At 62.5% G+C, this 13,789-nt stretch carries 13 protein-coding genes; 9 read left to right on the plus strand and 4 right to left on the minus strand.

Features of this window, described 5'->3' with window-relative positions:
- The first annotated feature begins 192 nt into the window (after positions 1–192).
- Complete coding sequence (locus tag J2Z31_RS16850) at positions 193–1,701, plus strand: Do family serine endopeptidase (protein ID WP_209602721.1); 1,509 nt, start codon at positions 193–195, stop codon at positions 1,699–1,701.
- Positions 1,702–1,774: 73 nt separating this feature from the next.
- Here the strand turns inward: J2Z31_RS16850 and J2Z31_RS16855 are convergent, their stop codons facing one another.
- Positions 1,775–2,371 (minus strand): GNAT family N-acetyltransferase, encoded by a 597-nt coding sequence (locus tag J2Z31_RS16855; protein ID WP_209602722.1) that lies wholly within the window; start codon positions 2,369–2,371, stop codon positions 1,775–1,777.
- Positions 2,368–3,255: a phosphoserine phosphatase SerB gene (serB, locus tag J2Z31_RS16860; RefSeq protein WP_209602723.1), complete on the minus strand. Its 888-nt coding sequence runs from the start codon at positions 3,253–3,255 to the stop codon at positions 2,368–2,370. Before serB ends, J2Z31_RS16855 begins: the two co-directional genes overlap by 4 nt.
- On the opposite strand from serB, the gene miaA reads away from it, so the two are divergent.
- The 5 genes from miaA (at position 3,254) to J2Z31_RS16885 (ending at position 6,267) form a co-directional block, all read left to right on the plus strand.
- Entirely contained in the window at positions 3,254–4,168 is a 915-nt protein-coding gene (gene miaA, locus J2Z31_RS16865; protein ID WP_209602724.1) for a tRNA (adenosine(37)-N6)-dimethylallyltransferase MiaA, read from the plus strand. The genes serB and miaA overlap by 2 nt on opposite strands.
- A gap of 85 nt (positions 4,169–4,253) precedes the next feature.
- The gene (locus J2Z31_RS16870; RefSeq protein WP_209602725.1) at positions 4,254–4,616 is read left to right on the plus strand and encodes an ArsR/SmtB family transcription factor; all 363 of its coding nucleotides are present in this window, start codon (positions 4,254–4,256) and stop codon (positions 4,614–4,616) included.
- Positions 4,613–5,038 (plus strand): SRPBCC family protein, encoded by a 426-nt coding sequence (locus J2Z31_RS16875; RefSeq protein ID WP_209602726.1) that lies wholly within the window; start codon positions 4,613–4,615, stop codon positions 5,036–5,038. The genes J2Z31_RS16870 and J2Z31_RS16875 overlap by 4 nt, the downstream gene beginning before the upstream one ends.
- A 124-nt stretch (positions 5,039–5,162) precedes the next feature.
- Entirely contained in the window at positions 5,163–5,813 is a 651-nt protein-coding gene (locus J2Z31_RS16880; protein WP_209602727.1) for a glutathione S-transferase family protein, read from the plus strand.
- Positions 5,814–5,889: 76 nt separating this feature from the next.
- Positions 5,890–6,267, plus strand: a complete 378-nt coding sequence (locus J2Z31_RS16885; protein WP_209602728.1) for a DUF1761 domain-containing protein — start codon at positions 5,890–5,892, stop codon at positions 6,265–6,267.
- 7 nt (positions 6,268–6,274) lie between these two features.
- On the opposite strand, the gene J2Z31_RS16890 is transcribed toward J2Z31_RS16885, so the two are convergent.
- A complete protein-coding gene (locus J2Z31_RS16890) occupies positions 6,275–8,254 on the minus strand; it encodes an ATP-binding protein (protein ID WP_209602978.1) in 1,980 nt (659 codons plus the stop codon).
- A 238-nt stretch (positions 8,255–8,492) separates the two neighbouring features.
- Between J2Z31_RS16890 and J2Z31_RS16895 the strand changes: the two genes are divergently transcribed.
- The 3 genes from J2Z31_RS16895 (at position 8,493) to ilvN (ending at position 12,449) form a co-directional block, all read left to right on the plus strand.
- Entirely contained in the window at positions 8,493–9,833 is a 1,341-nt protein-coding gene (locus J2Z31_RS16895; protein WP_209602729.1) for an Ig-like domain-containing protein, read from the plus strand.
- Between the two features lie 242 nt (positions 9,834–10,075).
- Positions 10,076–11,854 (plus strand): acetolactate synthase 3 large subunit, encoded by a 1,779-nt coding sequence (locus J2Z31_RS16900; RefSeq protein ID WP_209602730.1) that lies wholly within the window; start codon positions 10,076–10,078, stop codon positions 11,852–11,854.
- A gap of 22 nt (positions 11,855–11,876) precedes the next feature.
- Positions 11,877–12,449: an acetolactate synthase small subunit gene (gene ilvN, locus J2Z31_RS16905; RefSeq protein WP_012708543.1), complete on the plus strand. Its 573-nt coding sequence runs from the start codon at positions 11,877–11,879 to the stop codon at positions 12,447–12,449.
- Between the two features lie 109 nt (positions 12,450–12,558).
- Here the strand turns inward: ilvN and J2Z31_RS16910 are convergent, their stop codons facing one another.
- Positions 12,559–13,404: an aldo/keto reductase gene (locus tag J2Z31_RS16910; protein ID WP_209602731.1), complete on the minus strand. Its 846-nt coding sequence runs from the start codon at positions 13,402–13,404 to the stop codon at positions 12,559–12,561.
- Between the last annotated feature and the right edge of the window lie 385 nt (positions 13,405–13,789).

The raw sequence follows: 13,789 nt of genomic DNA on the forward strand, positions 1-13,789 counted from the left end.
AACACCCGCGCGTCTCATCAGACGCGCAAAGATCGCAGCCAGCACTTTAAGCGCTGCTGTCCTTAAATCGAAATCGATTTAAGGAGACATGCAGAAGGCGGTATAATTCGCCGCGGAGGCCGAGCGTGTATTCGCGACGGTGAAGCCCTTGGCCGGGCGAGATGAAGATGGAACGATAGGAGCCCAGCGAACTTGTCGAAACGACCCGATTTTTTCCGCAGCGTGGTGCTGACAGCCGCGGCGGCGCTGCTTCTTTCCAACACCGCCCTTGCCGATACGGCAAAGCCGTGGCCGCCCTCCGGGCCACCTTCCGTGGCCGATCTTGCCGAGGGAGTACTCGATGCGGTCGTCAATATCTCGATCTCACAGAGCGTGGGCGAGGGGGTCGACAATGCGCCGATGCCGCAAGTGCCGGAGGGGTCTCCCCATCAGGAATTCTTCGACGAATTCTTCAAGGGCCAGCGTGGACCTGGCGCGCGTCCACGCACCGTCAATTCTCTCGGCTCCGGCTTCATCATCGATCCGACTGGCTACATCGTCACCAACAACCATGTCATCCAGGACGCGACCGAGATCGAGGTCAATCTTTCCGACGGCACGACGCTCAAGGCAAAGCAGGTCGGTACGGATGCCAAGACCGATCTAGCACTGCTCAAGGTCGAGCCGACAAAACCGCTCAAGGCGGTGACCTTGGGCGATTCCCGCAGGATCAGGATCGGCGATTGGGTGATGGTCGTCGGCAACCCGTTCGGCCTCGGCGTCTCCGTATCCGTCGGCGTGGTCTCGGCGCGCGGCCGCAACATCAATGCCGGCCCCTATGACAATTTCATCCAGACCGATGCGGCGATCAACCGCGGCAATTCCGGCGGGCCGCTGTTCAACATGCAGGGCGAGGTCATCGGCATCAACACGGCGATCCTTTCGCAGACCGGCATGTCGGTCGGCATCGGCTTTGCCGTGCCGACGGAACTGGCGGTGAACGTTGTCAACCAGCTCAAGGAATTCGGCGAAACGCGGCGCGGCTGGCTCGGCGTTCGCATCCAGCCGGTGAGCGATGATATCGCCGAAAGCCTCAAGATGGAGCGGCCGCACGGGGCCCTGGTCTCCGGCATCATCGATGGCGGGCCGATCAAGAGCGGCGAAATCAAGGCGGGCGACATCATCACCCGCTTCGACGGCACGGACATCGTCGAAATCCGCGATTTGATGCGGGCTGTTGGCGAGAGCCCCGTGGGCAAGGCAGTCGACGTGGTGATCATCCGCGAGGGTGAGGAGCAGACGGTCCGCATCACGCTCGGCCGGCTTGAGGATGGTGAGCAACTGGCGAATGTGAGCCCTGGCGAGCGGCCGAACGGCGAGGGCGCCAAGCCTGGCGAGCCGCCAGCCGCGCAACTGCCGGCGAGCGATGTCGTGCTCGGCATGAAACTCGCGTTGCTCGACGAAGGACAGCGCAGGTCTTTCGGCATTGCCGAGAACGTTGAGGGTGTGCTCGTGACCGAAGTCAAGCCGAACTCGCCGGCGGCCGAGCGCCTCGTCGAGGCCGGAGACGTGATCGTCGAACTTGGCCAGGAGGCGATGAGCAAGCCGGAAGACGTGGCGGCGCGCGTCGAGGCGCTCAAGTCCGATGGCCGGCGTAACGCGCTCCTGATGATCGCCAACAAGAGCGGCGAATTGCGGTTCGTCACTGTACGGATGGAGTAGGCATCGGCAGGCATTCCACCGGTAATTTGGCGAATTGTCGCGCGCGGCGCGGGAAACTCCCAACACTCCCGCTCTACAGCGACTTTGGCGCGCCCAATGGACGGACGGCACTGGAGCAGCACTTCCACTCCTCTGCGGTAATCGCATAAAGCACGTGGCGCTTCAGATGGCGTTGCGTGTCGGGCACGCGCGGGTGGTCGAAGTCGCGCGTCGGGTCCGGCCGCATGCCGAGGCGCTGCATGATTGCGGTGGAGCGGGTATTTGCCGGAACGGCGAAGGAGACGATTTCGGAGAGCTCCCTTTCGCCAAAGCCGTATTCGAGAAGGGCGCGGGCTGCCTCGGTGACATAGCCCTTAGCCCAGTGGGGCAGGGCGAGCCGCCAGCCGATTTCGATCGTGCCGTCCGGCAGGTGCGGTTCGAGATCGGTGCAAGCCAGGCCGCAGAAGCCGATCGGCGCGTCGTTTTCGCGCAGCGCAAGTGCGAAGAAGCCGAAGCCGGTCTCTTCAATGGTTCGGGCGATGCGGTCGAAGAGTGCGTCTGATTCCGCCCGGCTGCGCCGATGCGGAAAGAACTCCATCACCTTCGAATCGCTGTTGATCTCGGCAAACAGATCCCGATCGCTTTCGCGCCAATTGCGAATTCGCAGCCGTTCGGTCTCGCGGATGATCACGTCACGAAATCCGTCTTGCGGTAGCCCTGAAGGTAGAGCAGCGCGGTGAGATCGCCATGATCGATGCGGATCTTCGCCTGCTCGGCGACGATCGGCTTGGCGTGCAGCGCCACGCCGCTTCCCGCAAGCTGCAGCATGCCGAGGTCATTGGCGCCATCGCCGACGGCGATTGCGTCCGCCGTCGAGATGCCGAGCCGTTCGCAAATGTCGATCAGCGCATCGACCTTGGCCTGCTTGCCGAGGATCGGCCGGGCGACGTCGCCGGTCAACAGGCCGTTGTCTTCGAGAAGGACGTTCGCCCGGTTCTCGTGAAAGCCGAGCTTTCCCGCGATCGGCCCGGTAAAGGCCGTGAAGCCGCCGGAGACAAGCGCCGTATAATGGCCCTTGGATTTCATCGTCGCGATCAGTTCGCGGCCGCCGGGCGTGAGCGTGATGCGCCTGGCGATGACTTCGCCGATGACCGAAGCGGGCAGGCCCTTGAGCAGCGCGACGCGCTCGATCAAAGCCGGCTCGAAGGCGATCTCGCCGTTCATGGCGCGGGCCGTGATACCGGCAACCTTTTCCTTCAGGCCCACTTCGGCGGCGAGCTCGTCGATGCACTCCTGGCCGATCATCGTCGAATCCATGTCGGCGATCAGAAACTTCTTGCGGCGGCTCTCGGTTTCCTGCACGGCGACATCCACCGCTGCATCCCCTAGAACGCTGCGCAGCTCAGCCGCGGCCGCACCCGCATCCGTGCCGTCCGCAAGCGCGATATCGCAGGCGATGCCGTCGGCAAGCCAGTAGAGGCCCGAGGCGCTGAGGGCATCGGCGGCCGCCTCCGCCAATGCGGGCGTCAGGACAGGATTTGACGGATTGGCGATAAGCGTGGCAACGAGAGCCATGATCGAGAACCTTGAGCAAGAAATGGACGCGATCCTGATAACCGGGCCGACCGCCAGCGGCAAGTCCGCGCTTGCCGTCAAGCTGGCGAAGCGGCATGGCGGCGTCGTGATCAATGCCGACAGCATGCAGGTTTACGACACTTTGAAGGTGCTGACCGCGCGCCCCGACGAGAGCGAGATGGAGGGCGTCGAGCACTTTCTCTACGGTCACGTGCCGGCAGGCAAACCCTATTCGACCGGTGCCTGGCTTCGTGAGGCGGAGGGCCTGGTCACGAGGTTGAGGCGGGAAGGGCGGCTCCCCGTCTTCGTCGGCGGGACGGGGCTTTATTTCAAGGCGCTGACGGGCGGACTTTCGGACATGCCCGAAATTCCGGCGGAAATCCGCGAGCACCTGCGGGCGCGGCTGAAGGAGGAGGGGCCAGAGGCGCTTCACGCGGAACTGGCCGCGCGCGATCCGGAGGCTGCGTTTCAACTGCGGTCGGGCGACGGCCAGCGCATTGTGAGAGCGCTGGAGGTGGTCGAGGCGACCGGTCACTCGATCCGGTATTTTCAAGAGGGTCGCGGTCCGATGGTGGTCGATCCCGAAAGGGCCCGGAAGATCGTCGTGCTGCCCGACCGCGCGGTTCTGCACAGGCGCATCGACGGGCGCTTCGAGGCGATGCTCGCAGGCGGCGCGGTAGAGGAGGTGCGGGCGCTCCTTGCGCTCGGATTGCCCGGCGACAGTCCGGTGATGAAGGCGATCGGCGTCCAGCAGATCGCGGCACTGCTCGGAGGCGAAAAGACCGAGGCCGAGGTGATCGCGAGCGGCGCAGCTGCGACCCGGCAATACGCCAAGCGGCAGATGACCTGGTTTCGCAATCAGCTCGATCATAGCTGGCAGCGCATCGAAGGCTCGCACGACCTGTCGATTTAAGGGAAGAGTTGGAAAAGGGCGAGGCGCTTGACATCGCCATAGCGGAAGGCGTAGACAATATTAAACTGAAAGGTTAAATTTTAGAATGCCCAGTCTCGCTGAGGAAGGGGCCGAACGTCAGCTCGATCGGCTTTTTCATGCTTTGTCCGACCGCACGCGCCGGCAGTTGATGGCTCGACTTGCTCTCGGCGAGGCCAAGGTGACCGAACTGGCGGCGCCGTTCGACATGTCGCTGCCGGCGGTGTCCAAGCACATTGTCGTGCTGGAGAAGGCCGGTTTGCTCCGGCGCCGGGTCGAAGGGCGCGTTCATTATTGTTCGCTCAGTCCGGAGGCGCTGGAGGATGCCTCGGACTGGATCGCCTTTTACCAGCAGTTCTGGAAGCGCCGGCTGGATAGTCTCGCGCAATGGCTTGCCAAGGAGGACCCGAAGGGGGAGGGGGCGGAATGAAGGAACTGAGGATTTCCGAGATCCTGGAAGCGCCGCTGGCGCGCGTGTTTTCGGCCTGGTGCGATATCGACAACCTCCGGCAATGGTTTGCGCCCGGCGATATGACGGTGCCGGAAGCAACGGCCGATCTTCGGCCAGGCGGACGCTATCGGATCGTGATGCAGGAAAAGGACGGCAAACGCCACGTCGTCGGTGGTGAATACCGCGAGATCGTGCCGAACGAGCGCCTCCGTTTTAGCTGGCAGTGGGAAGGCAAGCCGGATGTCACGGAAGTCAACGTTGTTTTCCGGGCGCTCGATCAGCAGCGCACCGAATTGACCCTCATTCATACCGGGTTCGCGACCCCTGAGGCTCGCGACAGCCACGGCAAAGGCTGGGCCGGCTGCCTGGCCAATCTGCGCCGCCATGTGGCGGCTGGTTAGCGCGCCGGCACGAGAATCGGAACGGATCTTTCGGAAAGCACGGCGGTGCCGGTTCAAAGACTTGCAGCATCCATTGTGCGTTCTGAAGTACCCAGAGCGCTTATTATTGAGGAGGAAGAGACCGATGAAGCTTTATTATCACCCGCTTTCGACCTACGCGCAAAAGACGATGATTGCCTTCAACGAGAAGGAAATCAGTTACGAGCCGATGCTCGTCGACCTGGCGACGCCGGAAGGGCGCGCCGCCTACACGGCCGTATACCCGCTCTGCAAGGTTCCGATGCTCAAGCCGAGCGAGGACTGGATGGTCCCGGAATCAACGATCATCATCGAATATCTGGAAGACAAGTTCCCGGAAACACCGCCGCTGATTCCGCGCGAAGGCGGGGATGCGGCCCGGCAGGTCCGCTTCGTCGATCGTATGTCCGACCTCTATCTCAACAATCCCGTTCGCGAGCTGGTGCTCCAGAAGGTGGGCTTTGCGCCGGCCAATGAGGAGGTGGCCGCGGCCGCCCGCGACACCATCAGGATAAGCTACGATTATCTGGACAAGCGCCTTGCGGAACAGGACTGGCTCTGCGGCGAGTTCTCGATGGCAGATTGCTCCGCGATCCCGCCCTTGTTCTATGCCCAGACGGTCGCGCCCTTTACCGACCGGCCGAACATTCGGCGCTATTGGGAGCAGGCGCGGCGGCGCCCGTCCTATGCCCGCGTGATGCAGGAATTCGTGCCGATCTGGGAAGGCCTGTTGGCCGGCCCGGCAGCGGCGGAGTAGCCTGTGAAAACTGACGAGGCGCTCCAGGATTGGCATGGGGCGCCTGTTCTGTCGGGCAGCCTGAGAGGGCAGGGTGGTGAACGAGGTCGTCGTCAACGTGAACTGGATCGCCGTTATCGTCAGTGCGGTGGTCGCCTATGCACTGGGTTTCGTCTGGTACGGACTTTTGTTCGGGAAGCAGTGGGCGAGCGGACTTGCAATCTCGCCGCCCGAGAGAATGCCGGTGCTCGCCATGTCGCTTCAGGCGGCCGGTACGCTCTTCTTTGCCTGGCTATTCGGCATCGCGAGCGCCGAAGACGCGCATCTTCTTGCGGTCCTCGTCACATCGGCTATCGTTGCTCTCATCGCAGCCGGAGGGCTATACGCTCAGAAGCCGGGACCTGTGGTGCTGATCGAGGGCGGCTATGTGGTCGCGATGGCGATCGCGATATTTGCCGTCCAGGCGCTTTTTTGAGGCGCACCTATTTGCGGATGATGCTGCCGAGCGGACGCTTCAGCAGGCTTTCGCGCAGCGAGCTCTGGCGATGCGGATCGGGGGCGTGCTGTGCGAGGTTTCGCTCCGGCTGAAGCTGCGGGGCCGTCGGTGGGGCGGTCCGTTCGGCCTGGCCTGAAAGGATCTGCTCGCGTATCTGATTGAAACGTTCGAGTTGCGGATTGACGGGTTCGGCCGCGCGCGGAAGCATTTCCGGTCGGTAGGATTCCAGTTCCGGCTCCCGCATGCTTTCAACACGCACGGTGGCGGGTTCGGCCTCGGTGTCGCCCATAGGCACGGCCTCGCGCGCGATTGCCTGCGCGCCTTCGGCAGCCAGATAGCTCTGCTGGAAGTTTGAGATATCCGGTCCGTTCATGGCGCGCATGCGGCTGACGATCGAACGGAGATCGACGGAGGGCGGCGCATCGTCCTCGACCTTGTCGGTGATCCCGTGGGCGCGCGGCAGGCGTGCCTCGTCCACCCGAGTGAAGCGCATGCGCATCGGGACCGCCACGGCCTCGCCGAAGGCGATCGCCTCGCCGTTGCCGATCGAAGAAATGAAGCTGGTGGTGGAGATCGACGAATTCGAGATAGCGGAGCGGATGATCTCCTGGTCCCGGTCATTGGCGAGCCGCATGGCGAACACGGTCGAGCATTGCGACAGGATGGTGGGATCGAGTTCACCGGGACGCTGCGTGATAATGCCGAGCGATACGCCGTATTTGCGGCCCTCCTTGGCGATGCGGGCGATCGCCTGGCGCGTCGGCAGGAAGCCGAGCGACAGGTCTGCCGGCACGTAGCGGTGGGCCTCCTCGCAGACGACCAGCATGTGGATGCCGCCATCGCCCCAAAGGGCGATTTCGAACGCCATGCGGCAGAGCACGGATGCAACGGAATTGACGACCTCGGACGGGATGCCGGCGAGTTCGAAGGTTGCGATCGGCTTGTCTTCTCCGGGGATGCGGAAGATCTTGGCGATCGTATCCTGGATCGTATCGCTGATCGTGTTGGACGAGAACATGAAGTGATAGCGGGGATCGTTGATCGCCGAGACGATCCTGACCTTGAGCGAGCGCAGATGGGGTTTGTCCGTGCGCCCTTCGAGCCGGCCGATGCGCTCGTCGATCAGCGCCAGGAGATCGGCGATGCGATACGGCACGGGGGTATCGGCGGTGATTGAGCTTTTCTCGGTTTGACGGCGCACCAGGCCGGATTCGCCCCCTTTGAAGGCTTTCTTCGCATCGGGGATGACGTCGCGCAGGATGTCGAGCTCTTCGGCCACGGGCGGCCGGCCGCGAAAGATCACCTCGGCGAATTCCTCGAGCCGGAAAAGCCAGAAGGGCAGGTCGAGCGTATCGGGCTCGATGACGACGGCATGTTCTGGAAAGGCGGCCGCAAATTCGTTGTGCGGATCGAGGATCAGCACGCGCAGCTTCGGATCGGCGGCGATTGCCTTGTTGAGCAGCAAGGTCACGGCGGTCGACTTGCCGACGCCTGTCGTCCCGACGATGGCGAAGTGCTTGGCAAGCATCGAAGGCACATGGATCGTCGCATCGAGGCTTTCGTCCTGCGTCAGCTTGCCGATGACGCAACTCTCCGCCTGCCTCGAGTCATAGATGCGCGCGAGATCGCTTGCGCGAATCCGGTGCGCAACCGCGCCGAGATAGGGATAGCGGCTGATGCCGGCGGAGAATTCCTCGCGCCCATCCGGCCCAACATGGACCTCACCCATCAGTTCGACTTCGATGCGGACGGTGTTGTTTCCTTCTTCGCTCCACTCGTCCGATGCCGTCTGCATCGAGCAGACGAGGGCGACGACACGATTGGCGCCGACGGCTATCGAGATGAGCCGGCCGACCGACCAGAGTTCGGTCAGTGAGGTTTCGCCCCTTTCTGCCACCGCCGCGATCGTCGCCCGCGAACCGTTGCACGCGACAACGCGGCCGAGGAATCGGTTCCCCGGCTTCATGCCGTCGCGGCGATCCTCTTCCCCCGCTCCGTGGGGCAACTGATGTTCACTGTTGAGCAATACACACCTCGGGCGAACTGCGCCTCAGAATAACGGGGCCACTTTAATAAGTGGTTGCATCTCTTTGACCGATCTTAGTTGCCTTCCCTAAGCATTGAGGGGTGTATGGATGAGCTGCTCATGCTATCCACATGGTATCCCGTACCCTTGTTTCTCCGCATGAGCGAGGAGTATGCCAATGCCGAACTTGAGCGATGGCAGCGAGTTAAGCGTCTGGGAAGACACTGATAATCAAAGTCCGGATGCGGTCCTCTTCACGATAACGAAACCCGATGACAATGTGATCGGACCGATAGCGGCACGAACCGATTACCCCTTCGGTTCGGTCGAGGTCGCTTCGGTCGACGTGTTCGACGGCATCTTTACGATCACGACCTTCACCCATGACGGCAGGACCGAGGTCGTTACGACGCTGGAGACATTCGTTTTCGACAATGAGGGCAACTTCATTCGCAGCCTTTCCGATCAGGCGGCTTTCCGTTCGGCCCAGATCGTCTCGGTGACGGCGGAAAGTCCAGATGACATCACGGTGACGTGGATAGGCGCGAACCAGTACTTCGGCGGCGAAAACACGCAGTTCGGCAAGCACCAGATTATCCTCGAGAACGGCGACCTCCGGCCGGATAGCTTCGTCAATCATTCTCCCGTCGCAACCGATATGAATTTCACGCTTCTCCCAGGGCAATCCCTTGACGACGTGGCCTTCAGCGCGACGGATGCCGATTTCGATTTGCTCGCCTTCGTCATCGTGGAGGGGCCGGCCCACGGCACCCTCGAGCAGGAGACGCGGTATGAGGGTGGCTATTACCCGTTTCATCAGGGCGAATACGGGGGTAGCCTCCACTTTCACCAGGATTTCCTGAGCGGGAACCTGTTCGACTATACGCCCGAGGCGGGTTTCATCGGTACCGACAGCTTCGCCATCTATGTCACCGATGGCCAGGGCAACAGCAATCTGGCGACCATCACCATCACGATCAGTCCGCCGGCGCAATCGATCACCCTGACCGATGCCGGCGAGCGGGTCAGCTACGAGCCGCTTGACAACCCCGTTTTAGTCTGGGCTGGCGCTGGCAATGATCACATCACGGGCAGCCGGTTCAACGATGTGCTGGAGGGAAACACCGGGAGGGACCGGTTGAATGGCGGCGAAGGCCAAGACGTTCTCAGCGGTGGCGCCGGCCGGGACAAGCTGATCGGAGGCCCGGGTGCCGACTCTTTCCTCTTCGATGTCGCGCCAGGCAAGGAGAACTGTGACCGGATCCTGGATTTCAACGCGGCCGATGACCAGTTCCGGCTGGACGCGGCCGCTTTTGCAGAGCTCTCGGTGGGCATGCTGGCCAGCGGGGCTTTTGTTCTCGGCAAAGCCGCAGCAGACGGCGACGACCGTGTGATCTACGACCAAGCGCGCGGTGAGATATTGTACGACGCGGACGGCGTCGGCGGCGCCGAGGCAGTTCGCTTGGCCACCGTCGACCGCGGGACGTCGATTTCCGCGGAGGATTTCTTTGTCGTTTGAGGTTCAGCTTCGGGCTACGCGGACCCGAAAACGGCGTTGACGGGTGAGGGTTTTCTGTTTATCAAATCGCCCCATGAAAAAATTTGCGGTTATTCTTGTGGTGGGACGGCGCATGGGCAGGATGGTGTAACCATCCGGCGGTAGCCACCCATGCGCGGAACGAGGCTCCTGATGGGGCCTTTTTTTATGTCCTCAAACACGCTAATCACCCCAAGCCTCACAAAAGGGACGGAAGCAGGCCAATGAGCGGAACTGAAAACCAGATGACCGGGGCGGAGATCGTTCTCCAGGCTCTGAAGGACAATGGCGTCAAGCACATCTTCGGCTATCCCGGCGGTGCCGTGCTTCCGATCTATGACGAGATTTTCCAGCAGGAAGAGATCGAGCATATCCTCGTCCGTCACGAGCAGGGTGCCGGCCATATGGCCGAGGGCTATGCCCGCTCTACCGGCAAGGTCGGCGTCATGCTCGTCACCTCGGGCCCGGGCGCAACCAACGCAGTCACGGCGCTGCAGGACGCCTTGATGGATTCGATCCCGCTCGTCTGCATCTCCGGCCAGGTTCCGACCGCGCTGATCGGCTCGGACGCCTTCCAGGAGTGCGACACGGTCGGCATCACCCGGCCTTGCACCAAGCACAACTGGCTGGTCAAGGACGTCAACGAGCTCGCCCGCATCATCCACGAGGCGTTTCGTGTTGCGCAATCCGGCCGCCCGGGGCCGGTCGTCGTCGACATTCCGAAGGATGTCCAGTTCGCGACCGGCACCTATACGCCGCCCTCCGCTATTCCGACCCAGAAGAGCTATCAGCCGAAGACGCAAGGCGACCTGAAGAAGATCGAGGAAGCGATCGCACTGATGAAGTCGGCGCGCCAGCCGGTCATCTATTCCGGTGGCGGTGTCATCAATTCCGGGCCGCAGGCCTCGCATTTCCTCAGGGAATTGGTCGAGCTCACCGGATTCCCGATCACCTCGACACTGATGGGCCTCGGTGCCTATCCGGCCTCCGGCAAGAACTGGCTCGGCATGCTCGGCATGCACGGCACCTACGAGGCGAACATGGCGATGCACGACTGCGACGTCATGGTCTGCATCGGGGCACGGTTCGACGACCGCATCACCGGGCGGCTCAATGCCTTCTCGCCCAATTCGAAGAAGATCCACATCGACATCGACCCGTCGTCGATCAACAAGAACGTCCGGGTCGACGTTCCGATCGTCGGTGACGTGGCCAACGTCCTCGAAGACATGGTCCGGCTCTGGCGCGCGGCCGCGAAGTCGGTCGATAAGGCAAGGCTCGACGACTGGTGGGGTTCGATCGCAAAGTGGCGGGCGCGCAACTCTCTCGCCTATACGCCGAGCGACGACGTCATCATGCCGCAATACGCGATCCAGCGGCTCTATGAGCTCTCCAAAGGCCGCGACACCTACATCACCACCGAAGTCGGCCAGCACCAGATGTGGGCGGCACAATTCTTCGGTTTCGAGGAGCCGAATCGCTGGATGACCTCCGGCGGCCTCGGCACGATGGGCTACGGCTTCCCGGCCGCAATCGGGGTCCAGGTCGCGCATCCGGAAAGCCTGGTCATCGACATTGCCGGCGATGCCTCGATCCAGATGTGCATTCAGGAAATGTCCTGCGCCGTTCAGTATGGCCTGCCGGTCAAGATCTTCATTCTGAACAACCAGTATATGGGGATGGTCCGGCAGTGGCAGCAGCTCCTGCACGGCAACCGCCTGTCGCATTCCTACACGGAAGCGATGCCGGACTTCGTCAAGCTCGCCGAAGCCTATGGCGGCGTCGGCATCCGTTGCGAGAAGCCCGGCGAGCTCGACGATGCGATCCGCCGGATGATCGACGCGCCGGCGCCGGTGATCTTCGACTGCCGCGTCGCGAACCTCGCCAACTGCTTCCCGATGATCCCGTCCGGCAAGGCGCATAACGAAATGCTGTTGCCCGACGAGGCGACGGACGAGGCAGTCGCCACCGCCATCGACGCCAAGGGCCGCCAGCTCGTCTAAGGATAGGGGTAGAGGACCAATAATGAGTGCACATCTTCAGCCGACGGGCTCTGCCTATTTCATCGCCAAGGAGACGGAGCTTGCGGAGACGCACACGCTCTCCGTTCTCGTCGACAACGAGCCTGGCGTGCTCGCCCGCGTCATCGGCCTCTTCTCCGGCCGCGGCTACAACATCGAGAGCCTGACGGTCTCCGAGACCGAGCACGAGGCGCATCTTTCGCGCATTACCATCGTCACCCGCGGCACGCCGCATGTGCTGGAGCAGATCAAGAATCAGCTCGAGCGGCTGGTGCCGGTCCATAGGGTGGTCGACCTCACCGTGCGCGCCGCCGGGCTCGGCCATGACCGGCCGGTCGAGCGCGAACTCGCGCTCGTCAAGGTGCACGGCTCCGGCGAGCACCGGGTCGAGGCGCTGAGGCTCGCCGACGCCTTCCGCGCCTCGGTCATCGATGCCAATATCGATCACTTCGTCTTCGAGATCACCGGCAAGCCCTCGAAGATCGAGCAGTTCATCGCCATCATGAAGCCGCTCGGCCTGATCGAGGTCTGCCGCACCGGTATCGCCGCGATGAACCGCGGCCCGCAGGGAATGTGAGGGGACGCGTCCAGCCTCCTAGCTGCCCCTCCCAACCCCCCACAGGTGGGAGGGGTCGGGGAGGGGTCTTTTCTGCGGGTACGATCGCGGGGGCCTCTATCCTCCCGCCTCAAATAACCTCCAGCCGCACCTTCCTTTTCGGCGGCGCAAAGGCCCGGTCGAGTTCGGCAAGATTGTCGGCCGTCAGGTGAATGTCCATTGCGTCGCGGTTTTCGCGGGCACGCTCGGTCGAGCCGGTTTTCGGGATGGAAATGACGCCGGGGCGGCTCTTCAGGAAGGCAAGCGCCACCTGTGCCGGCGTTGCCTGATGCGCCTTGGCGATGTGGATCAGATCGGTATTGTGGAGAAGACGGCCTTCGTCGAGCGGCGAATAGGCCATGATCGGCACGCCGCGACGGCGGCACCAGGGCAGGAGATCATATTCGATGCCGCGGCGGGCCAAGTTGTAGAGCACCTGGTTCGTCGCGACATGGCCGCCGTCCGGCAACGCACTGATTTCCTCCATGTCTTCGACGTCGAAATTGGAAACGCCCCAGGCAAGGATCTTGCCGGCCTTCCTCAAATCCTCGAAGGCGGCGACCGTCTCCGCGAGCGCGTAGCCGCCGCGCCAGTGCAGCAGATAGAGATCGATCCGGTCGGTGCCGAGATTCCCGAGGCTCCGCTCGCAGGCGGCGATCGTGCCCGACCGGCTGGCATTCGAGGGCAGTACCTTGCTGACGATGAAAGCATCGTCGCGCCGCCCGTGGACGGCCTCGCCGACGATGCGCTCGGCGCCACCATTGCCATACATCTCCGCCGTGTCGATGAGGGTCATGCCGAGGTCGAGGCCAAGCTGCAGGCTTCGGATCTCGTCTGCCGCCTTTGCGCGGCTCTCGCCCATCCGCCATGTACCCTGGCCGAGGACTGGAACCTTGCGGCCGTCGGGGAAGGCAGTGGTCGGGATCGGATCGTGCATGGGAGACGTCCTCGGCTGATCTTGTAGAACGTGGCGAGAATGGAGCGCGGTCGCAAGAATGTCCATGTACGCACAATCAAAGAAATATGAACTCCTTGCCTTGCGAAGCGCATGATCGCTCACTACATGCGGGACATCGAAGTTGAACGGCTGGAATTCACATCATGGACTCGAGCCGAACAAGAGATGCTTCTCCCTGCCTTTGACCACGGATGTACTGGCACTGGCAGGTCGAGATGGCGAGGAAGGTCGGGTTCGCCCGGCCTTTTTTGTTCGTCCCGCCATTTTTTTGTTCGCCGACGGAATTCATCAGATCCGGTGTTGTCACATGACAAAGATTGACTGGCGCTAGCGAACGGGTCAGCTAACCTGACCCAAAGGGAGG

The organism is Sinorhizobium kostiense, assembly GCF_017874595.1.
GTDB classification, from domain to species: domain Bacteria; phylum Pseudomonadota; class Alphaproteobacteria; order Rhizobiales; family Rhizobiaceae; genus Sinorhizobium; species Sinorhizobium kostiense.